The sequence below is a fragment of the Flavobacterium sp. GQ95 genome, from assembly GCF_059758655.1.
Genome location: NZ_JCAXEB010000009.1, coordinates 268,921 through 289,667, shown reverse-complemented (window position 1 = coordinate 289,667; position 20,747 = coordinate 268,921). Strand labels below are relative to the sequence as shown.

The following is a 20,747-nucleotide window of genomic DNA, read 5'->3' as shown; positions in this document are numbered from 1 at the left end:
TGGTTTATTTGTTTTTTATCATAGAATGCGTAGGGCTTCGGAAGGAAGACTTCGGAAAACTGGAGCGGGGTTAGTAGTAATTATTATTATTATTATTATTATTATTATTATGTAATGGAATCTACCTGCTTTGCGATTGTATCTAGCTGTGAAACAAAATACTCAAAACTACAATTTGATTTTGACGATTCGATTATGTCTTTTCGTTTTTTCCAGTTTCTCAAGATTGAGTCATATGCCTTAATTGCTTTAGAACTGTTTTTTGCTTTGGGGATAGTATCTTTGTTCTGTTTTGCTAATTCTTTATTGAGGATTTCGATACATTTAAAAGTCTTTTCCTTTGTTTTGTTATTAAAAACAATTGGTAAGAGCCAGCATTCAGTTGAGTGAATACAAATCGCAAAGATGATTTTATGTGAATTAGTTTTTAAAATCTCAGAACCAATTAAATATTCTAATTTGCTTTGGATATCGCTTAATAATTCTTCACATGTTTTTACTTTATTATCTTTATAATGTTGAACCTCAAAGTGCTTATTTTCGGACATATCACTATCAATTTGAATAACTAAGTAATCCGAATTTCTTAGAGCTTCGTTTAAATGCTCTTGCTTGCCACAAATTTTCAAAACCTCTAACCATCCTCCACTACTATCTTGTTTTCCATCAAGTATTTCGGGTTGTAAATCTCTAAAAAATATTTCAATATCTTTAAAATATTGAGAAATTACCCATTTTAAGATACGATTTTCGGACACTCCTTCTGTAATCAAAGAAAATCTCATAATTTGTTATTAAAAATTTGATGGTAATCCTCCAATAAATCCTTTTGTCCAAACTTCAGACAATTTCATTTTTCGATTTTTATCATGAGGTATTCTCTCTGCCCTAGTATGTCCATTAATATTTCGACTAACGACAAATAGTCTTTGTGTATTGTCATCCAAATTCAATCCATCTAGGATTGCTGGATTTTGAGTTGTAACAATTATTTGTTTTCCATACTTTTTTGCTAATTTAGAAAGATTTTGGATTAATCTAATACATAGTTTTGGATTAAATGAAGCATCAATATTATCAATTGCAAAAAATTTTGGTGTTATTGGTGATACAAATAAAGTTGAGTAGAATAATAAAAAAAGGAAACCTTCATTTGTGCTTCTTTGATCAAAAAATTTTAAATCATTATTTAAAAATTTGTCTTTAATTTTTAAAGAAAATTCATTGCTCATTGATTTTTCAGGTAATTCAAAGCTTTCATACCAGTCTAAGAAATCTAAATTATTTTTGATTATTTTTAATAAATTTTTATGACTGGCGGATAATTCTTTAATATATTGAAATAACCCTTCGCCTCGAATCCCTAATGGATATATTTGTGATGTTTCTTCAAATTTTCTCAAACTACTTTCCTCAGGTGAATAAATTATAAAATTTGAGATTTCATCATTGAAGTATCTATCTTTTAGATAATAATTATTAAATATAAAATTAAAAAAATCTTTACTTTCTTTAGGGGTCCCATTTTTTTTTGCAATTTCAGTAATTTCTTTTGTGAATTTTTCAATTTTTAACACATTTTCTGGTGAACCTAAAAAACTCAAGAGTTCTTCGTCCCGACTTACGGATTTTTTTTTAAAAAGAATATCTGCTAATTTAGTTCCAAGAGATTTTTCTACAATTTCTTTAGATTCATTTATCCATTTTTTAGGGTTTTTTATATCATTTGTTAATACAAAATTTACTTTTGAAAAAATATTACTGTCTGTTTCGAAATTAATTTCAATTTTTTTGCTTTCCAAATCTGGAAAAGCCGAAGTCATAAATTCTGGATTCGTCACACGAATCCCTCTACTTCCTAAAAATTCAAAATCGAGTTTGTCTGCACTTGCTGCGGCACCAAAAGCTAATGCTTCCAAAATATTTGACTTGCCACTACCATTTTCTCCTATTAGAATATTTAAGCTTCCAAGTTCTAGAGATAGGTTGACAATTGATTTAAAATTTTTAATTTGAACCTCTTTAATCATTTTTAAAATTTAGAATTTCAAAGATACAATTTTGTTTTTATGTTTAACTTAGTTTTTTTTGTAAGTAGCATGTCTATATGTGCCTGAAAAAATTAGACGTATTAGCTTGTTTGGAATGGATAAGTATAAAAAGTATCATATTGAATTTCGAATCAATATGTATTGTATAATATTTTAGGTTAGATAATTCTTTGTCCAAATAATTTAATATGTTCAAAGAACTAATCATTAGTCCTGATAGCAGCGGCATCCTTTTTAGGTAAACGAAAAGGTCTAAATTAAAACGAAAACAATTTGCCTAAAAAGATATAGCGGATCCCGAAGTCTCGGGAGGAAACAGCTCCTAAAAACCATCATAATTCCACCAAACAATCTCAAGAAACCAACCCTAAAAAACTCAAAAAGTTAATGATAGAATTTTCAACAAAAATTTCGTAATTTTGCAGTCCAATAAAAAGGAATTAAAAAATGTTAGATAGACTTCAAATAGTAAAACAACGTTTCGACGAGATTTCGGACTTAATTATCCAGCCGGATGTTATTTCTGATCAGAAACGTTATGTGCAATTGAATCAGGAGTACAAAAACCTGAAAGCATTGGCTGAAAAGCGTGATGAATATGTGCTTTTGATGGCTAATATAGATGAGGCAAACGAAATTATTGCGGATGGAAGTGATGCAGATATGACCGAAATGGCCAAAATGCAATTAGACGAAGCAAAGGAAAGATTGCCTGAACTGGAGGAAGAAATTAAGTTTATGTTGATTCCGAAAGATCCAGAAGATGCTAAAAACGTAATGGTCGAGATTCGTGCCGGAACGGGTGGGGATGAAGCGAGTATTTTTGCCGGAGATTTGTTCAGAATGTATACTAAATATTGTGAGAATCAAGGTTGGAGAACTTCGGTTGTCGATATGAACGAAGGAACTTCCGGAGGTTTCAAAGAGGTTATTTTTGAGGTTTCGGGAGAAGATGTTTACGGTACTTTGAAATTTGAAGCAGGTGTTCACCGTGTACAACGTGTTCCGCAAACGGAAACACAAGGTCGTGTGCATACATCGGCTGCTACTGTAATGGTTTTACCGGAAGCGGAAGAATTTGATGTACAGATTGATATGAATGATGTTCGTGTAGATTTCTTCTGTTCGTCAGGACCTGGAGGACAATCGGTTAATACAACGAAATCGGCTGTACGTTTAACGCACATTCCAACCGGATTGGTGGCGCAATGTCAGGATCAGAAATCACAACACAAAAATAAAGATAAAGCCTTGAACGTTTTACGTTCTCGTTTATACGAACAGGAGTTGGCTAAGAAAGAAGCTGAAGATGCTACAAAACGTACTTCTCAGGTTAGTTCTGGTGACCGTTCAGCTAAAATTCGTACGTACAACTACGCTCAGGGTCGTGTAACCGATCACAGAGTTGGTTTGACACTTTACGATCTAGGAAACATCATGAATGGTGATATTCAGAAAATTGTAGCTGAGCTTCAGTTGGTGAATAATATGGAGAAATTGAAGGAAGCTTCTGAAGTGTTTTAATTTTTAGACTTCTTAGACTTAAGAGAATAGAGTAAAGAATATAGAAAATAGATTAAAAGCCGGACTACTTTGTAGTTCGGCTTTTTTGTTTTAAAGTTAGGCGCAATACTACATGGAATAATGACGCAGTAGGATAATTAAGATATTTTTAAAACTTAGAGCCTTAGTGTCTTAGAACCTTAGTGTCTTAGAAAAAAAACCTTTTTTTTTCGGATTTTTTTGTTAAATATTTGTAAATATTTTAAACATGACAAAATAAACCTAACCAATTATTTATGAAGAAAACTTTACTTTTATTTTGCTTCTTAGGGAGCTTTTTTTGTGCCCGGGGGCAATCTTATTTTGGATTTCGGGATGATAATTATGCCGGGATTCAGGGGGCGCTTTTTAATCCGTCTGTTATTGTAGATTCTAAATACAAGGCCGATGTTACTATTTTCTCTGCGAGTTCCACCGCACAGAATGATTTGTATGGCGTTAATTTTGCCGAAGTATTAGACGGCGGTTTTGATCTGCAGGCCGATGCCAGCAAAAATATTAAATCGAATAACAGGGGAAACTTTAATGTTGATATTTTGGGTCCATCGTTTATGATGAATATTTCGCCATTGCATAGTATTGCGCTTTTTTCACGCGTTAGAAGTATTACTAATCTTGTAGATGTAAACGGCCAGCTTGTTGATGAGGTAAATAAAGATATCGACATGTCGAATAGTTTTTTGATATCAGGAGGAAATCCAAACGGTGTTAGTAATTCCTGGGCTGAGGTTGGCGCCAGTTATGCAACTGTATTATTAGATAGTGATATGCATTTTATAAAAGGCGGAATCACAGTAAAGTATTTAATGGCTGGAGTAAACGGTTATATCAACGGAAATAACTTAAGCGTAGCTTTCACTAAAAATGAGGCTAACCCCGATTTGAGTCAATATTACTCAACAGGAACGCTTAAAACGTCTGCAAGCTACGATTATGAGAACGGAAAAGATCCGGAGTTTGATGCGACTTCAGCAGGCGTGGGTGTTGATTTAGGTTTTACTTATGAATATCGTACGAACTGCCATACTTGTACAGGAAACCGATATAAACTGAAAGCTGCAGTTTCTGTAACTGATATCGGAAAGCTGAATTATAAAAATGCGATTGAAAACACGTATAACCTTACCGGTAGCGTTTCGCAAGATGATATTGATAGTGCAGATGATATCTTCGAATTTTTTGATGCCAATTATACTAAAACAGCAACCAGAAAAGGAATGCAGGCTAATTTACCAACCGCCTTGCATACCAACTTTGACTGGAATATTGATAATAAATTTTACTTGAATTTAAGCACTGATTTTAGTCTGACAGATGCTAAAAAAATAAATTCAACTGCGATCGCAAATTCAGTAACCTTTACACCAAGATATGAAACAAGACAATTCAGTTTTTATCTTCCGGTAACGTATATGGAATACAGCGGAGTTCAGGTAGGAACTGGTTTTAGGGCTGGTCCAATATTTATTGGTTCTGGTTCTTTGGTTTCGAATTTGTTTTCGAACAATTCTAAAGCTTGTAATTTGTACGTAGGTTTGAAATTGCCGATATATCAAAATTATAAATAAAAAGGTTCTAAGGGACTAAGATGCTGAGGTGCTAAGGTTTTTTTAATTAGAGGAAAGAAGCAAGAAGCAAGAATATAGAATATAGAATATAGAGAAAGCTGGACTACTTTGTAGTTGGGTAGTGTAGAAACTTAGTATCTTTTAAAATAAAAAGAGACTATCTCACCAATGTGAAATAGTCTCTTTTGTTCTTAGAAGCTTAGCGACTTAGAGTCTTAGGATCTAAGAAAATATAGTGAAGTATTAACTGTTTAACCGTTGTTAAAGTAAAAACGTATAAACGAGTTAGATACCTAGGAATACTCTTGTGAATTCAAAACATTTATATAGATTGGAGTACATGTACACACCATTTTTTATTATTATTTCTTCTATCTTTTCCATAATACTAATATTAAGTTAGACAATTACCCCTCTGATGATTCGTGTTGTGATGATTCCTGCGGCGCAGTTTCATGTTGTGGTTTTGCGACTAGGGTGGTTACGGCAAGTTGTAAAATAGATCCCAGAATATTTTTAAATATTGAATCTGTTTTTCCAACAACTAATTTTTTTGCCAGGTAACCAATTCCGATACTGATCGCTGATTGTGCGATATCGCTTTTAAAACCAACAGTTTCATTAATTTCTGACACCGTGTTTCGAATAAGATTAAGAGGTTTTAAATTCTCTTTAATTTCATCGATTTCATCTTTAATTGCAACCCATTCAGCATCTTGTTGTGCTTCTAATTGCTTTATCCTCTGATTTAATTCATCAATAGTATAAACGGCTTCCATAACAGTCTTTTTATTAATTAGTTAAATCAGTTTTTGTTTCTTTTAAAATACTGGAAACAATCATGTTTCCGATAGGCGTTTTAATTAACTTATGTTGTGTTTTAAGCAAAACAATAGCCACAATAAGATAAAAGAGCGCCACTATAAAAAATCCGTAAAAATATTCACCAAGTTCTTTTCCAATCCATAAACTAATCCCAATATTCAGGAACAAAGTGAAAAATGCAACAACAGCGCCAACCGCAATTTTGGATGTTAATGATGATAATACATCTGCTACTGCTGATACCGTTTTGAGTTTGATTAACTCTAAGCTCGTTTTGGTATAGTTTTCAGCTTTTTCATACATATTAAGGTTTTCATTTGTTGTTGCATTTGTTTCCATGATGTAAGGGTATTTTTATGGTTGAAAAATTTCACTATTTAGTAGTTCGTTTTTACAGTTTTTGCTTCATCTTTTGCTGCGTTGAAGTCTTCTTTTACCTGATTGAATTTTGCTTTTCCTTCATCAATGATATCTTTTCCATTTGAAGTAATTGTGCTTAAAATTCCATCAACTTTCCCTTTTAGGCTATCTCCGTAATCTTTTGATTTATCTGAGATTTTTTTTCTTGTGTTTGATCCTTTGTCCGGTGCAAACAATACTCCTAAAAATGCTCCTGCCGCTGCGGCTCCTAAAATTCCTAATAATGTGCTACTCGTTTTCATAATATTTGATTTAGTGATTAATATAAATTGTTTTAATAAAATGTTTGATTTTTAAATTTCTCGACCTTTGATAAGTCTGAATAATATTGCGATAATGGCAATTACTAATAAGATGTGGATAATACTACCCGCGCTATATGCAAAGAACCCAATGGCCCAAAGAATAACTAAAATAACTGCGACTGTGTATAATAAATTTGACATGGTTTTATTATTTAATGGTTAATAATTTGTTTTTATTTTTAGTTCAGTTTATACGAAACGTATAAGGTAAGATTGCTGTTTTTTGCATCTGGAAACGTATAAGTTGTTCCGGCAACAGTTCTTTCTTTACCAACGGTTGTTAAACCATAATTGTAACGTAGTCCAACACTTATTGGGTTAAAATCTACTCCGACACCAGCTGAAAGACCAGCATCAAATTTGTTTAAGTCATCAGTGTCAACTTCTTCTTCAAAGTTAAAATCCCCGTCACCTGTTACTTTTGAACTTACCAGGTATGATGCATAACCACCGGCGTGAACATTAAAGTTTTTAGTGATATTAACTCTTACTAATAATGGAAGCTCAATATAATTTAATTTGAATTTTGCATTTCCGGTTGCAAAAGCATTGTTGTAATCTAATTCAGCACCTTTAGTAGTAAATAATAACTCTGGCTGAATTGCTATAAAATCTGAAACAGGTAGCGTTGCATAGACACCGGCATTAAAACCGTAAAGTACATTCTCGTCATCAGCATCGTTTTGATACAGATTAGACATATTGAATCCTCCTTTTACACCAAACTCGGTATTTACATTATTGTCCTGAGCGTGTAGCATTCCAAAAGAAGCTGTCATAAAAAGGGTTAAGGCGCATAAAAAATTTGATTGCATTTTCATTGTTAAAAATTTTAGTTGTTAAAAAATATATATAAAGGCATTTAATTAAATTCACTCTTAATTTGTTCTGTTTCTCGTAAAAGCTGGTATTGTTCGGGTAAATACTCAAGCACTAATTTCAAAATCAACTGATCGTTTGTTTTTTTTGAAATTTGTTCCAGCATTTTGATTTGTTGGTCTAATGCTATTGTCATCGAACTTAAATAAGTGTTGTTAAAATTGGTACCACTTGTATTATTCAACTCTGTTAACTCATCTTTATGAGAGGCGTTGATGTCGGTAATGATAATGAGCTTTTTATTAGCCATTTCGGTTACTTTCTGCAACAGTTGATTTTGATGATCCGCAATTTTTTTGCTTACTTCCAATATTTTACTTTCAGAACTTTTTTGTTGTGCAACCTGACTTTTTGAAATCATTGAATTGACAATATTTCCCATTTCGATAAAAAAAGAAGTTTCGACTTCTTCAGCTTTACTTTTATTAAAAGCTTCTTTTTTAATAGAGCTTTCCCGTTGACTTTTTTTTCCGCAAAACGGAAAACAAATTATTATAATCAATAAGGAAAGAACTTTAAAAAATGGTGCTTTTATTAGGGGCATTGTTTTCATTATTACTTCATAAAGTATTACATTACAAAGATGCTAACGAATACTTTGTTTTGCTTTACAGCATAAAAAAGAAACGTTATATAATTCCCATAACGGCTTTATATAAGGTTTTTTAAGGTGTTTTGAGAGCATAAAAAAAGCGTTTACTGCAAATGAACAATGTCATTTTTCAGTAAACGCTCTCCTACATTATTGTATAGGTTATTCCGGCAGAAAAACTGTAAAAACAGAACCAACATTTGGAGTACTGTCGGCTAAAATATGTCCTTTATGATTTTCAACAATCTTTTTGCAAATGGCTAAACCAATTCCGGTTCCCGGATAATCTGTTTTCGAATGCAAACGCTGAAAAAGTATAAAAATGGTTTCCTTGAATTGAGGATCGAATCCCATTCCGTTATCTCTAAAAGTTATCTTGTGGAATTTCTTTATTGACTGTTCTAATAAATCAGGATAATCTGCTGATAATACTTTTTCGCTTTCAATAGAAATTTCAGGCGCAATTCCAGGTCTGTTGTATTTTAAAGAATTTCCGATTAGATTGATAAAAAGCTGTTCGATCTGATAAGGTATAACAGAAAGTTTAGGCAATTTTGAAGCTGTAATAATCGCTTTCTTTTCATGTATTACTTCAGTTAGCTCAGATTCGGCATTTTGAAGTAAGTCGTTTATATTCGATTTTATGAATTCTTTTTTAGTCGTATTGGTTCTTGAGAATAAAAGTAAATCATCAATAAGTACACGCATCCTTTTTGCTGAAACTTCAATTTTTGTAATATAATCTCTGGCGCTTTGTGACATAACTGCTTTGTCAGCCTCAGAAACTCTCGAAATAAAAGTTTGAATTTTTCGAAGCGGTTCCTGTAAATCGTGACTTGCCACGTGGTTGAAAGATGCTAATTCTTTATTGCTTTTTTCTAATTCTCTGTTGCGTTCCTGAAGTTCGATATTAAGTAAATGCTCATCAGTAATATCAAAATTGATTCCGAGTAGAATTTTACTTCCCTGCTGATCGGTCAATAATTTTCCGGTTGATTTAAAATACCTGATTTCATTATTTGGACGAACAATTTTATAATAAATAAAGGGAAGATTTTTTTTCGCCATTATTTCGTCCATTGATTTTGAAACAGCTTCTTTATCATCATGGTGTACAAAATCGAGAAAAGTTTCTATTACAGGTACAAAAGAATTTGGTGTAACGCCTAATAATCGAAACTGATTGTCAGAATAAGCAATTTTATTCGAATCTAATTCCCATTGCCAGGTACTGAATTTTCCAATAATTTCAGATTCGGCCATTAAGCCTCCGGAAATTAAAAGTCTTTTGTTAAAAATTTTCAAGCGCTGAAAATCACGACTGATTTGTCTATAGGCTAATAAAATAAAAAGTAGTGCGGTTAAAAATAGAGAGATTGAAAAAATAGGACTTAACGAAATTTCCTGATCATAAATTTCCAGTCTTTTTTTAAGGTATTTTTTCTCGATATCATTCATTTTATCCACTTGAAAACGAATGTTTTCCATTAATATTCGCCCGCCAAACATATGATTGTCGAGTTTGCGTTTATCGTATGTTTTTGGATCGCTGTATTTGAGGCAATTTTCGAACGAAACAAATCGCTGAATAATTAACTTGAAAAGATTTTCGAGATTTTTTTGCTGGACCGCATTATCAACAGTTAATTTTTTGAGCGTGACAAAGGAAGCATTTACTTTGTCGCGCGAATAAAGATACGGAGTTAAAAACCTGTTGTTTCGTGTAATGATGTATCCACGCTGGCCAGTCTCAGCATCTTTAATCGCTGACATTAGTCGTTCTAATTGTAGATTTATTTCATATGTATGCATTGCCAGCTTACTGGATTCATTTAAATCCTGATTGTGCTTATAAGCAATGGAAGATAGAAATAACAGAATGAAAACTGCGATGACAAAAATAACTCTCAAAGAGTTTGAAGAATTAAAATTTGGTATCCATTTCATTTAGCATGCGTATTATTTTAGTCGTAACAAAAAGTTATCACGGTTTAAACCTGATGTATGATAGTGCCAGTTAACGGTCACGACTTCATTTATAATTTTTTTAAGCGTATTAAAATCGCTTGGTTTTTTAATATAAATATTAGCTCCTTGTACAAAAGTATCTTCAATATCTTCTTCAGATGATGAAGTGGAATAAATGGCAATAATAATGTTTTTTAGACGATCTGTTTTTTTAATTTCGATCAAACATTCCTTACCTGTTTTTTTTGGCATATTCAAATCCAGAAACAATATATCCGGTAATTTATTTTCAGGATCCATCAAATGATCCATTAACTGCATTCCATCATGAACAAATTGTACTTTGGTTTGTATTTTGATTTCTTCAAAAGCGTCTTTGAAAAAAAGACGATCATCTTCATCATCATCAGCCAATAAAATATTTAATGCGTTTTTTTGCATTTTAGTATAGTATTTAGATTTTATTTTAAATTTTCTCTTCGTTTTTTAATAATTCTCTGAAAAGCCGATGGTGTAATTCCAGTAGTGTTTTTAAACTGCGTACTTAAATGTGCCACACTTGAGTAATTTAGTAAAAAAGCAATTTCGGTCAAACTCATTTCATTAATAATAATTAATTGTTTGGCTCTTTCAATTTTTTGTAAAATAATAAAATTTTCGATAGAAGAGTAGGTTACTTCCGAAAAAACATTGGACAAGTATCCGTAACTGTGGTTTAATTTTTCTGCCAAAAAAACAGAACTTTTGTAATTGTTACTGTCTTCCAGAAAAACAAGTTCAATTATGGCATCCTTAATTTTTTGAACTAAAACACTTTTTTGATTTTCAACAACTTCAAAACCATGTGGAGCTAAGTTTTCTTTTAAAGCTTCGAGTTTTTCAACATCCAGATTATCTTCAATTTCGATCTCACCAAACCCCAAAGTTTTAAAATTTATATTTTGCTCTTCAAGATTTTGCTTTAAATAAAGAGAACAAATGGTGTTTATGTCGAACTTTATAAATAGTTTCATTTTTAAAAATTTCGTTAAAGATAATTAATTTATTTTTGGTTCTGGGGGTAATTCCCATCGGATACGTCAAAGTATCATAACAATATAGCAAAAAAAATCAAAAAAATACCGTCTAATGTTTTTTTTATTAGACGGTATCCTGGCTGACTTAGAAGATTTTACAAATCTGAAATGATTTGTTGAACTTCTTCTTTAGTCTTGCCTAATTTTTGCTGAAGTTTTCCATACATTTCATCTTCTTTACCTTCAGCGTACAATAAATCATCATCTGTAATATCTGCGTATTTTTGTTTAAGTTTTCCCTTCAACTCGTTCCAGTTCCCTTTAATTTCTGTATTATTCATGATATTTTTATTTTGTATTATTTGTAATGTAAAATTGCAAAATGTCAGTTAGTTCTTTGTTACACTTATTCACCTAACTGTTGTATAATTCACATTTGAATATTTTTTAAACTTGATAACGTCTTAAAATCCAGGCCATCTTTTCATGTTGTTGTAATAGGCCTGTAACAAAATCGGCTGAACCGATATCATTATTCTCATTTTCAAAAACAGGAATGTAATCTCTAAATTCAGTTACTAATTGTTCATGATTTTCTAAAAGCTCTTCTAACATGCTTTTTTGAGATGTATATTGTTTTGGAGATTCTTTTAAAGTAGAATTTTCAATAAATTCGTTCATGGTGCCGATCGTTTTTTCACCAAGTTGGCTAATACGTTCTGCAACTTCGTCAATATTAGCTTCTAAAATTCGATACTGATCCTCAAACAATTTATGTAATTCCATAAAGCTGTTTCCTGAAATGTTCCAATGAAATTTTCGGGTCTTAACATACAAAGTCATTTCATTTGATAAAATTGTGGCTAATATGCTCGTGCTCTTTTTCAAATTCTTTGGACTAATTCCGATATTTGGGCTCATAATTGCTTGATTTAAGGTTGTTTTACAAAAATAGCTGAGCAGTTACTTTCTATTCTTATACAATTTTAGAAAGATGTTATAGGAATTCAATGTTGTTTTGAAATTCGTAAACCAATAATATTATTTGTAATTTTGCCGCACTAGTAAACTACAATATGACAACACAACAACTACACGAACAAATTCTTCAAAAAAAATCATTTTTATGCGTTGGCTTAGATCCTGATTTAACCAAAATACCACCTCATTTATTAGAAACGGAAGATCCAATTTTCGAATTCAATAAAGCTATAATCGATGCGACACATGATTTGACTGTAGGATACAAACCGAACACTGCTTTTTTTGAAGCATATGGTATAAAAGGGTGGATGTCATTGCAAAAAACAATCAATTACATCAATGAAAATTTTCCTGAAATGTTTACCATCGCCGATGCAAAACGTGGTGATATTGGAAATACATCAAGCATGTATGCAAAAGCCTTTTTTGAAGATTTAAATTTTGATAGTGTAACCGTTGCACCTTATATGGGGAAAGATTCAGTTGAACCTTTTCTGGCTTTCGAAAACAAACATACCATCATGTTGGCCTTAACGTCTAACGAAGGGGCTTTCGATTTTCAAACTTTAACTACAAACGGAAGAGAATTATACAAACAAGTTTTAGAAACCTCTAAAACATGGAAAAATAGTGAAAATTTGATGTATGTTGTGGGCGCTACCAAAGCCGAATATTTTGCAGACATCAGAAAAATTGTTCCGGACAGTTTTTTATTAGTTCCGGGAATTGGCGCTCAGGGCGGAAGTTTATCAGAAGTATGCAAATACGGAATGAATGATAAAGTAGGTTTATTGGTAAACTCAGCAAGAGCAATTATCTATGCATCAAAAGGAACTGACTTCGCTGAAAAAGCAAGAGAAGAAGCGTTGAAGGTACAACAGGAAATGGAAGGAATTCTTAGTTTAAAGTTTCAGGTTTAAAGTTTCAGGTTGCCTTACTTTGAACATAACTTAACCGCAAAGTTCGCAAAGTTTTTTCGCAAGGCTAGCAAAGAAAAATAGCTTTGCGTTCATAGCGTAAACCTTAGCGAACTTTGCGGTTAAATAAACACCCCAATAAACCTGAAACCTGAAACAAAAATCAAATGAAACAACTCATAGATCAGCTCGGTACCATACATTCTTTTGAGACGGCTCCAAAACGAATTATTTCGTTGGTTCCTTCTCAAACCGAATTGCTATTTGATTTAGGTTTAGAAGAAAAAATAATCGGGATCACGAAGTTTTGTGTGCATCCTTATCATCTCAAATCAACGAAGAAAATTATTGGCGGAACCAAGAAGATTCATTTTGAAAAAATAAAATTATTGCAGCCCGATATTATCATCTGCAACAAAGAAGAAAACACACTCGAAATCGTAGAACAATTAAGCACCATTTGTCCGGTTTGGGTAACGAATATAGTTTCTGTTGAAGATAATTTTCAGATGATTTCGGATTTCGGTCAATTGTTTAATTGCAGAACCGAAGCCCAAAAATGGAATGATAAACTGACTTTCGCCCTGAGCGATTTCAAAAAATACATTCAGGATATTCTAGAAAAAAAAGCAGCATATTTTATTTGGAAGAATCCCTACATGGTTGCAGGAAAAGATACTTATATAAATGAATTATTAAAGCTGAATCATTTTCAGAATATCTACGAAAAGAAAGGCCGTTATCCTGAAATTGAACTTAAAAAAATGCGCTTAGAAGGCGATCCGGATTTGGTTTTCCTTTCGTCAGAACCATATCCATTTAAAGAAGAAGACGCCTTCGAAATAGGACGTTTTACACATCATGCCAAAACTGTATTCGTAGACGGAGAAATGTTCTCCTGGCATGGCAGCCGACTTTTAAAGGCCTTTCCATATTTCAAATTACTCCATGAAAGATTGAAAAATTAGTTTCAGGTTTTCTTTGTTTCAAGTTTTGTTGGAACGTTTTTTTAACCGCAAAGTGCGCTAAGATTTTACTTAACCGAGATGTTTTAAAAGCAAAGTTCGCAAAGATAGATTAACACAAAGCTTTGCGAACTTTTCGTTTCTATAAAACCAAGAGAATAAAAATCTTAGCGCACTTTGCGGTTAAAATTTATGTTCAAAGCAAGTCAACCTGAAACTTGAAACCTGAAACTAAAAAAACAAATATTCCACAAAAAAAGAATGCCGGCATCTCGAAGACGCCGGCATCATTTAACTAACCAAAACCAAAATAATAAATAACCAGTTTATTACATTACAAAGATCTAACATATATGAATGTTTTGCTGTTAAGGTTTTGTTATTACTTTGTTGGACATAAGTTAAGATTTTTTAAAACCTCATTTTGAGGATTTTATTGCTATATATAAGTTTTGGTTATTAAAATATAATACTTATCAATTTTGTTTATGAATATGATAAGGTTTAGTTTGTATATTTGGTAAAACATTAAATATCAGCAAGATGGAATCAAGCAAAAAATTAACAACTGCAACCGGAACTCCGGTTCCAGACAATCAAAACATTCAGACAGCCGGGCCTCGCGGACCTGTTTTATTACAAGATTTTTGGTTTTTAGAAAAAATGGCGCATTTTGATCGTGAAGTAATTCCGGAACGACGAATGCACGCCAAAGGATCCGGTGCTTACGGAACTTTTACGGTTACTCATGATATTACAAAATATACGAGAGCCGACTTATTTTCAGAAATTGGTAAAAAGACGGATATGTTTGTACGTTTTTCAACTGTTGCAGGTGAAAGAGGTGCCGCTGACGCCGAAAGGGATATTCGTGGCTTTGCCATGAAGTTTTATACCAATGAAGGAAATTGGGATTTGGTAGGAAATAATACACCGGTTTTCTTCTTTCGCGATCCAATGAAATTTCCCGATTTAAATCACGCCGTAAAACGTGATCCAAGAACCAATTTGAGAAGTGCTGATAACAATTGGGATTTTTGGACTTTATTACCGGAAGCCTTACACCAGATTACGATTGTTATGAGTGACAGAGGTATTCCGAGATCGTACAGACAAATGCACGGATTTGGCAGTCATACTTTTAGTTTCATAAATCATCAAAATGAAAGACATTATGTGAAATTTCATTTTGTAACACAGCAAGGAATTGATAATCTTTCTGATGAAGAAGCGGCTAAATTAGTTGGAGGCGACAGAGAAAGTCATCAAAGGGATTTGTATGATGCCATAGAAGAAGGAAACTTTCCAAAATGGAAAATGTTCGTTCAGATCATGACCGAAGAACAAGCGGAGAATTATCGTTTTCACCCTTTCGATCTAACAAAAGTTTGGTTAAAAGGCGATTTCCCTTTAATTCCGGTTGGTGAATTCGAATTAAACAAAAATCCGGAAAACTATTTCGCGGAAGTAGAACAAGCTGCTTTTAATCCGGCGCATGTAGTTCCGGGAATTAGTTTCTCTCCGGACAAAATGCTGCAAGCCCGTTTATTCTCTTATGGAGACGCACACCGTTATCGTTTAGGAGTTAATAATTATCAGATTCCGGTTAATGCCTCAAGATGTCCGTATAATACTTTTCATCGCGATGGCGCAATGCGTGTAGACGGAAATAACGGAAGCCGTAAACATTATGAGCCAAATAGTTTTGGAGAATGGCAGGAACAACCTGAATTTAAAGAACCACCTTTAAAACTTCATGGCGATGCCTATGCACATAATTTCAGGGAAGACGATAATGACTATTTTACTCAGCCAGGCCTACTGTTCCGTTTATTAACAGAAGAGAAAAAACAATTATTGTTCAAAAATACTGCAGGACAAGTAGGAGGAGCGCAACCCTTTATTCAGATTCGTCACATTAGAAATTGCTACAAAGCCGATCCTGCATACGGAGAAGGCGTAGCACGCGCTTTGGGATTAACAATGGAACAGGTAAATAACTTTGATGATCCAAGATTGTCGATTGTGGTTAGGTAAGGTTCTGAGATGCTAAGCTACTAAGGTTCTAAGTTTTTTTACTCAGCTTTAAAATAATAAACCCGATAGGTTTTAAAACCTGTCGGGTTTTGTTTTATAAAATAATTTAATTTATAATTGGTAATATTTTATTTAAACTGGACTGAAGTCCAGCCCTACAATATAATTCGTTCCTCCGGAACTATAGGAGAGAACCTTTGGTTCATGTTTTATAGGCGGATTTCGGTGCGTTTTAATTTTTTAAAGACAAGCTTTGCGAACTTTTTTAAGGTTTAGTAAAAGCCAAAAGAAAATAACCTTAGCGTACCTTGCGGTTAAAAATCTTCGGTTAAAAAAAAACTTTGAGCCTTTGTTCCTCTGCCACTTTGAACCTAAGAAAAAACAACCGTTTTATTGCTATAAACCATCGTCTTACGTTCAGCATGCAATTTAATAGCACGAGCCAAAACAATACGCTCCAGATCACGTCCTTTCATGATGAAATCATCAACAGAATGGATGTGTGAAACCCTTGCAATATCCTGCTCAATAATTGGTCCTTCGTCTAATTCTTCCGTCACATAATGACTCGTTGCGCCAATAATTTTCACTCCGCGTTTAAAAGCCGAATGATATGGTTTTGCCCCAGGAAAAGCAGGTAAGAACGAATGATGAATATTAATAATTTTATTCTCGTAAAGCGAAATCAAATTGGGTGTTATAATTTGCATATAGCGCGCCAGAACAATAAAATTGATTTGATATCTTTTCAGTAATTCAATTTGTTTGGCATCACCTTCTTCTTTATTGTCTTTCGTAAAAGGTACACAATGAAACGGAATATCAAAGCGTTCTGCGATAGATCGTAAATCATTATGATTGCTAATAATTACCGGAATTTCAACATTCAGTTCACCTGCACTGTAACGTCCTAAAATGTCAAACAAACAGTGATCGTATTTAGAGACAAACAAAGCCATTTTTGGTTTTTGTTCCTGATTGTACAAATCCCACGACATATTAAAATCGGATGCAATAGTTTGGTCAAAATCAGCTTTTAGTCCGTCAATAGTGATGTGGCTATTGGTTAATTCACATTCTAATCGCATAAAAAACACATTTTGCTCGACATCAACATGCTGATCAATGTAGGTGATATTTCCATCTACTTTGGCGATAAAAGTGGTCACTGCAGCTATAATTCCTTTTTGGTCTTTACAGTGAATCAGAATGGTAATTTTTTGCATTTTTTAGTTACTTTTTTATAGTTTTTAGTTTTGAAATCTAACCGCAAAGTTCGCAAAGGTTTACGCTATGTTCGCAAAGAAAAAATATAGCGTTTCTTTGCGTAAACCTTTGCGAACTTTGCGGTTAAATAATTTTACTTTCCGTCCTGCATCGCAAAAACACTTTTTAATAAAGGTGTTGTTCTTTCGCTAATATTATTTCGGATCTCTTTTTCTTCAACGGCAATCATTTTAAAAACACCTGCCAAAGCTTGATTGGTTGTATAATCAGTCAAATCAGGGTTTACCTTTTTGACTAATGGAATCGTATTATATTTTGTAATAATCTTTGTCCAAACCACATCGGCACCTACTTTTTCAAACGAGCTTTTAATCACCGGATTAAATTTTCCGTACAAAGCTGTTGTTGTGCTTCCTTGTAAATAACTTGTTGCAGCACTATCGTTTCCTAACAAAATATTTTTAGCATCGGCAAAAGTCATATTTTTTACAGCTGATACAAATATCGGAGTAGCTTCTTTTACCGCATCTTCAGCAGCGCGATTCAGCATTTTAACACCTTCATCGGCAAGAGAACTTAAACCAATTTTTCGCAAAGTTGCATCTACTTTTTGCAATTCGGCAGGCATTAAAATCTTTACGGCTTCATTTCTATAAAATCCATCAACGGCAGTTAATTTACTTACTTGTTGCGTAATTCCTTTATTTAAGGCTTCTTTCAATCCGCCCGCAATATCTACACCGCCAATTCCAGGGTATTGTGATGCTATTTGCGGCAATTGATTCAGTGTTTGCTGCATCTCAGCGCAAGATGTAAGTGAGAATGTAAGGGCTAATAATAAAATCTTTTTCATGATTTGGGTTTTATGAGTTTCAAAAATACTACTTATTCAAAAACAAAGCCACAATTTTATTTTAGGAGCACAAGTAATTTGTTTCAGAAATAACTTTTTCTAAGATTCTGAGGTTCTGAGATGCTAAGGTTCTGAGATTTTTAGAATATAGAATATAGAAAAAAGAGCAAAGAAGAAAGAAATAAAGAATTTCCCGAAATCTGCTAAAATCCGCATCAATCTGCTTGAAAAAATCTATAGGCAAAATCAGTTTGCTAACAAATCAATTTCTTCATCTGTCGCTTCAACATAAACAGACATTTCGCTGTATTTCCATTTGCCTTTTTTCTCGGCGACTACAAATAAGGTTCCTTTGCCTTTAGATCCTTTTATTGGAATTTGTAAATCACAGTTTCCTTTATCATTATTTATATTGATATTTCCACTGACCATTCCATCACTTTCAATATGATTTCCAAGTCTGTCGTTTACTAATTTATCATGTTGTACTATGGTCATCGCTCCTTTATAGGCATCAGAATCTTTCATCATCGAAGTGACTCCAAAAAATATTCCTGCCATAAACAATCCAAAAAGTACTAAAAGGCTTAAGCATCCCGTTGGTACAAACCATTTCCAGTTTCTGTCCCACCAACTTTTTTTAATTTCTGTATAATCTTCTTTCATAATAAAAGGGTAATTTTAGATTTGAGTTTAACGTTTTGAAAGATATTGTTTTTCTTCCAAATTCTAAATCAAATTCTAAAATTACCCTGATTCTAAAAAAGGTGTTTTTTATTAATTGCTTACAACAGTTTCTTGTGGGAAAAGGATTTTATTTAAATCTCCATCTTTGTCATAAACATCCTGAAAGAAGCTTATTTCGCCGGTTTCTTTTACCCATGTTGTAAAATAAGTAATATAGATTGGCACTTTAGTTGGCAATTTAAAGGTTGTTTCTGCCTGACCATCCATAGCTTTGTCGATTCGGTCAGCAGTCCATTCCGGATAATCTTTCAACAGTGCAATAGCAAGTTCTTTGGCTTTGCTTACATTAATACAACCGTGGCTGAAAGTTCTTTGCTCAAAATCAAATAATGTTTTGGCAGGGGTATCGTGCATATAAATATCATCTGGATTTGGAAAAATAAATTTTACTAAACCTAATGAGTTATTAGCACCTGGTTTTTGTCTTACCTGACCGTTTACCATTTCCATATTATGTTCTGCCAAATAATTAGGATCACCAGCTATTTTCATTTTTAATTCATTATCGACAATACTTTGCGGAACCGTCCAGTAAGGGCTAAAAACAACTTTTTCAATGTTTCCGCTAAAAATAGTAGTTTTAGTTAACGGAGAACCAACAAAAACTTTTGATTGCAATTCGATTTTACCGTTTTTCACATACACTAACTCATAAGAAGGAACATTAACCATTATATATTCTTTGTCCGTTAATAATGTTGGATAAATCTCTTTACAACGTTCCATGTTAATGGCGATCTTTTTTATTTTTTCCTGTATTGACTCGTTCATGTCTTTAATGTTAGCTTCAGAGATAATGTAATTTGGTTTCAAACCGTTACGTAATTTATATTTCATTACACCATCCATTAATTCCTGATCATAAAAATCACTTTTAGAGTCATTTTGCAAATCTCCCATTACAAATAATCGGTTTCTGATTTGGGCAACTGTAACTGATTTTGCGTCTGGTCTGATGTCTTTATAAGGAGTTTCTACTGTTATAGGTGTCCAGGTATTGTCTTGCTCTATTTTTTTATATTTTTTTAAAACATCCTGAAGTTTGTAGTATTGATCAAATTGTACTACTCTGGTTTTCTCCGCTACAGGTTTTGTTGTTTCCGAACCTGATAAAATTTCGCCAGATATTTTTTTCTTAGGTAATAACCATTCTGATTTTTTAACTGTTTCAATATCAACTCCTTCAAATGCATAATTAGCGTATATAACGTAAGCTGCACTTAAAAGCATATCAGAGTCTGTTTTTGAAGGTTTTTCTGTTGCTGTTTTATCGAAAATTTGATCAATCTCATTTTTATACGGAATTCCTACACCTTCGTCACTAGCGTTATTCAATTTTGCATACAATAATTGTCCATATTGGGTCATTTGTCCATTTTCAAACCAAATAGTTCCGTATGATCTGTTTTTATACAAAGAGATTACGTCTTTTTGATATTTTTTCAATTCAGTATATCTTTTGAAAAAATCAGTTAAAAGTCCACTATCTACTACGTCATCATTATTAGTAGAAGTGTAATTATAAATTAAAGCTCCTTTTCTATTTAAATCACTTTGATCACGTTTATTAAAAGATGAAATAAAGAAACTTGTAACTAAAATTATGGCGATTGGAAATGTTGTTTTCATTTTTTTTAATTTTTACATTATTACTTTAATAAGTAAGTTTTTAGGTAAAAATTTGGGGGCTTTTCTACGATGCTAAATTACTTTAGGATGCTGGTAAACACGTTGTTATATTTTATTTTAATGTTGCGAAATTGCCATGTTTTGTAGGTTTATATACATTATATAAGCTAGTGTATCAAATTGTTACCCCAGTAGAAGAAA

Annotated in this window: 22 protein-coding genes; 5 read left to right on the top strand and 17 right to left on the bottom strand. The window is 32.8% G+C overall.

All coding sequences use genetic code 11. The annotated features are described in order from the left end of the window. Positions 1 to 107 precede the first annotated feature (107 nt). Positions 108 to 785 (bottom strand): hypothetical protein, encoded by a 678-nt coding sequence (locus tag AC6CH4_RS18275; protein WP_498105476.1) that lies wholly within the window; start codon positions 783 to 785, stop codon positions 108 to 110. Between the two features lie 9 nt (positions 786 to 794). Continuing rightward, positions 795 to 2,030, bottom strand: a complete 1,236-nt coding sequence (locus tag AC6CH4_RS18270) for an AAA family ATPase (protein ID WP_498105474.1) — start codon at positions 2,028 to 2,030, stop codon at positions 795 to 797. A 468-nt stretch (positions 2,031 to 2,498) separates the two neighbouring features. Here AC6CH4_RS18270 and prfA point away from each other — a divergent pair, with 468 nt between their 5' ends. Then, a complete protein-coding gene (gene prfA, locus AC6CH4_RS18265; protein ID WP_026981929.1) occupies positions 2,499 to 3,575 on the top strand; it encodes a peptide chain release factor 1 in 1,077 nt (358 codons plus the stop codon). Positions 3,576 to 3,850: 275 nt separating this feature from the next. Then, positions 3,851 to 5,182: a DUF5723 family protein gene (locus tag AC6CH4_RS18260; RefSeq protein WP_498105472.1), complete on the top strand. Its 1,332-nt coding sequence runs from the start codon at positions 3,851 to 3,853 to the stop codon at positions 5,180 to 5,182. Between the two features lie 407 nt (positions 5,183 to 5,589). Here the strand turns inward: AC6CH4_RS18260 and AC6CH4_RS18255 are convergent, their stop codons facing one another. From AC6CH4_RS18255 to AC6CH4_RS18205, 11 genes are all read right to left on the bottom strand, one after another. After that, complete coding sequence (locus tag AC6CH4_RS18255; RefSeq protein WP_498105470.1) at positions 5,590 to 5,961, bottom strand: hypothetical protein; 372 nt, start codon at positions 5,959 to 5,961, stop codon at positions 5,590 to 5,592. A gap of 13 nt (positions 5,962 to 5,974) precedes the next feature. Beyond that, a complete protein-coding gene (locus AC6CH4_RS18250) occupies positions 5,975 to 6,346 on the bottom strand; it encodes a phage holin family protein (protein ID WP_498105468.1) in 372 nt (123 codons plus the stop codon). A 38-nt stretch (positions 6,347 to 6,384) separates the two neighbouring features. Then, positions 6,385 to 6,669, bottom strand: a complete 285-nt coding sequence (locus tag AC6CH4_RS18245) for a YtxH domain-containing protein (RefSeq protein ID WP_498105466.1) — start codon at positions 6,667 to 6,669, stop codon at positions 6,385 to 6,387. A 51-nt stretch (positions 6,670 to 6,720) separates the two neighbouring features. After that, complete coding sequence (locus tag AC6CH4_RS18240; protein ID WP_139257033.1) at positions 6,721 to 6,873, bottom strand: lmo0937 family membrane protein; 153 nt, start codon at positions 6,871 to 6,873, stop codon at positions 6,721 to 6,723. Positions 6,874 to 6,911: 38 nt separating this feature from the next. After that, the gene (locus tag AC6CH4_RS18235) at positions 6,912 to 7,553 is read right to left on the bottom strand and encodes a porin family protein (RefSeq protein ID WP_498105464.1); all 642 of its coding nucleotides are present in this window, start codon (positions 7,551 to 7,553) and stop codon (positions 6,912 to 6,914) included. A 41-nt stretch (positions 7,554 to 7,594) separates the two neighbouring features. Further along, positions 7,595 to 8,155 carry a DUF4142 domain-containing protein gene (locus AC6CH4_RS18230; RefSeq protein ID WP_498105462.1) on the bottom strand — a complete coding sequence of 187 codons (561 nt, stop codon included), beginning with the start codon at positions 8,153 to 8,155 and terminating at the stop codon, positions 7,595 to 7,597. 210 nt (positions 8,156 to 8,365) lie between these two features. Then, complete coding sequence (locus AC6CH4_RS18225) at positions 8,366 to 10,150, bottom strand: sensor histidine kinase (protein WP_498105460.1); 1,785 nt, start codon at positions 10,148 to 10,150, stop codon at positions 8,366 to 8,368. Between the two features lie 12 nt (positions 10,151 to 10,162). Further along, positions 10,163 to 10,612, bottom strand: a complete 450-nt coding sequence (locus tag AC6CH4_RS18220; protein WP_192185399.1) for a response regulator — start codon at positions 10,610 to 10,612, stop codon at positions 10,163 to 10,165. A 20-nt stretch (positions 10,613 to 10,632) separates the two neighbouring features. Then, the gene (locus tag AC6CH4_RS18215) at positions 10,633 to 11,184 is read right to left on the bottom strand and encodes a helix-turn-helix domain-containing protein (RefSeq protein WP_056186413.1); all 552 of its coding nucleotides are present in this window, start codon (positions 11,182 to 11,184) and stop codon (positions 10,633 to 10,635) included. A 158-nt stretch (positions 11,185 to 11,342) separates the two neighbouring features. Beyond that, the gene (locus tag AC6CH4_RS18210) at positions 11,343 to 11,528 is read right to left on the bottom strand and encodes a CsbD family protein (RefSeq protein ID WP_498105458.1); all 186 of its coding nucleotides are present in this window, start codon (positions 11,526 to 11,528) and stop codon (positions 11,343 to 11,345) included. A 106-nt stretch (positions 11,529 to 11,634) separates the two neighbouring features. Beyond that, entirely contained in the window at positions 11,635 to 12,108 is a 474-nt protein-coding gene (locus tag AC6CH4_RS18205) for a Dps family protein (RefSeq protein ID WP_498105456.1), read from the bottom strand. 155 nt (positions 12,109 to 12,263) lie between these two features. Between AC6CH4_RS18205 and pyrF the strand changes: the two genes are divergently transcribed. From pyrF to AC6CH4_RS18190, 3 genes are all read left to right on the top strand, one after another. Further along, positions 12,264 to 13,091, top strand: a complete 828-nt coding sequence (gene pyrF, locus AC6CH4_RS18200) for an orotidine-5'-phosphate decarboxylase (RefSeq protein ID WP_498105454.1) — start codon at positions 12,264 to 12,266, stop codon at positions 13,089 to 13,091. Between the two features lie 164 nt (positions 13,092 to 13,255). Next, positions 13,256 to 14,056, top strand: coding sequence for an ABC transporter substrate-binding protein (locus AC6CH4_RS18195; RefSeq protein ID WP_498105452.1), 801 nt, complete (start codon positions 13,256 to 13,258; stop codon positions 14,054 to 14,056). A gap of 540 nt (positions 14,057 to 14,596) precedes the next feature. After that, a complete protein-coding gene (locus AC6CH4_RS18190; protein ID WP_498105450.1) occupies positions 14,597 to 16,090 on the top strand; it encodes a catalase in 1,494 nt (497 codons plus the stop codon). 371 nt (positions 16,091 to 16,461) lie between these two features. Here the strand turns inward: AC6CH4_RS18190 and purU are convergent, their stop codons facing one another. The 4 genes from purU to AC6CH4_RS18170 form a co-directional block, all read right to left on the bottom strand. Next, positions 16,462 to 17,316 (bottom strand): formyltetrahydrofolate deformylase, encoded by an 855-nt coding sequence (purU, locus tag AC6CH4_RS18185; protein WP_498105448.1) that lies wholly within the window; start codon positions 17,314 to 17,316, stop codon positions 16,462 to 16,464. Positions 17,317 to 17,450: 134 nt separating this feature from the next. Beyond that, on the bottom strand, positions 17,451 to 18,170 hold the full coding sequence (locus tag AC6CH4_RS18180; protein ID WP_498105446.1) for a DUF4197 domain-containing protein: 720 nt from the start codon (positions 18,168 to 18,170) through the stop codon (positions 17,451 to 17,453). A 246-nt stretch (positions 18,171 to 18,416) separates the two neighbouring features. After that, positions 18,417 to 18,836, bottom strand: a complete 420-nt coding sequence (locus AC6CH4_RS18175; protein WP_498105444.1) for a cytochrome c oxidase assembly factor Coa1 family protein — start codon at positions 18,834 to 18,836, stop codon at positions 18,417 to 18,419. A gap of 111 nt (positions 18,837 to 18,947) precedes the next feature. Next, positions 18,948 to 20,546, bottom strand: coding sequence for a L,D-transpeptidase family protein (locus tag AC6CH4_RS18170; RefSeq protein WP_498105442.1), 1,599 nt, complete (start codon positions 20,544 to 20,546; stop codon positions 18,948 to 18,950). Positions 20,547 to 20,747 lie beyond the last annotated feature (201 nt).

Bases quoted from the DNA above. Each gene is read 5' to 3' on its own strand.
- AC6CH4_RS18195 (WP_498105452.1), top strand. From the start codon at position 13,256: ATGAAACAACTCATAGATCAGCTCGGTACCATACATTCTTTTGAGACG.
- AC6CH4_RS18275 (WP_498105476.1), bottom strand. From the start codon at position 785: ATGAGATTTTCTTTGATTACAGAAGGAGTGTCCGAAAATCGTATCTTA.
- AC6CH4_RS18240 (WP_139257033.1), bottom strand. From the start codon at position 6,873: ATGTCAAATTTATTATACACAGTCGCAGTTATTTTAGTTATTCTTTGG.
- AC6CH4_RS18215 (WP_056186413.1), bottom strand. From the start codon at position 11,184: ATGAAACTATTTATAAAGTTCGACATAAACACCATTTGTTCTCTTTAT.
- AC6CH4_RS18230 (WP_498105462.1), bottom strand. From the start codon at position 8,155: ATGCCCCTAATAAAAGCACCATTTTTTAAAGTTCTTTCCTTATTGATT.
- AC6CH4_RS18245 (WP_498105466.1), bottom strand. From the start codon at position 6,669: ATGAAAACGAGTAGCACATTATTAGGAATTTTAGGAGCCGCAGCGGCA.
- AC6CH4_RS18235 (WP_498105464.1), bottom strand. From the start codon at position 7,553: ATGAAAATGCAATCAAATTTTTTATGCGCCTTAACCCTTTTTATGACA.
- AC6CH4_RS18255 (WP_498105470.1), bottom strand. From the start codon at position 5,961: ATGGAAGCCGTTTATACTATTGATGAATTAAATCAGAGGATAAAGCAA.
- pyrF (WP_498105454.1), top strand. From the start codon at position 12,264: ATGACAACACAACAACTACACGAACAAATTCTTCAAAAAAAATCATTT.
- AC6CH4_RS18175 (WP_498105444.1), bottom strand. From the start codon at position 18,836: ATGAAAGAAGATTATACAGAAATTAAAAAAAGTTGGTGGGACAGAAAC.
- AC6CH4_RS18220 (WP_192185399.1), bottom strand. From the start codon at position 10,612: ATGCAAAAAAACGCATTAAATATTTTATTGGCTGATGATGATGAAGAT.
- prfA (WP_026981929.1), top strand. From the start codon at position 2,499: ATGTTAGATAGACTTCAAATAGTAAAACAACGTTTCGACGAGATTTCG.
- AC6CH4_RS18250 (WP_498105468.1), bottom strand. From the start codon at position 6,346: ATGGAAACAAATGCAACAACAAATGAAAACCTTAATATGTATGAAAAA.
- purU (WP_498105448.1), bottom strand. From the start codon at position 17,316: ATGCAAAAAATTACCATTCTGATTCACTGTAAAGACCAAAAAGGAATT.
- AC6CH4_RS18170 (WP_498105442.1), bottom strand. From the start codon at position 20,546: ATGAAAACAACATTTCCAATCGCCATAATTTTAGTTACAAGTTTCTTT.
- AC6CH4_RS18260 (WP_498105472.1), top strand. From the start codon at position 3,851: ATGAAGAAAACTTTACTTTTATTTTGCTTCTTAGGGAGCTTTTTTTGT.
- AC6CH4_RS18190 (WP_498105450.1), top strand. From the start codon at position 14,597: ATGGAATCAAGCAAAAAATTAACAACTGCAACCGGAACTCCGGTTCCA.
- AC6CH4_RS18270 (WP_498105474.1), bottom strand. From the start codon at position 2,030: ATGATTAAAGAGGTTCAAATTAAAAATTTTAAATCAATTGTCAACCTA.
- AC6CH4_RS18225 (WP_498105460.1), bottom strand. From the start codon at position 10,150: ATGAAATGGATACCAAATTTTAATTCTTCAAACTCTTTGAGAGTTATT.
- AC6CH4_RS18180 (WP_498105446.1), bottom strand. From the start codon at position 18,170: ATGAAAAAGATTTTATTATTAGCCCTTACATTCTCACTTACATCTTGC.
- AC6CH4_RS18210 (WP_498105458.1), bottom strand. From the start codon at position 11,528: ATGAATAATACAGAAATTAAAGGGAACTGGAACGAGTTGAAGGGAAAA.
- AC6CH4_RS18205 (WP_498105456.1), bottom strand. From the start codon at position 12,108: ATGAGCCCAAATATCGGAATTAGTCCAAAGAATTTGAAAAAGAGCACG.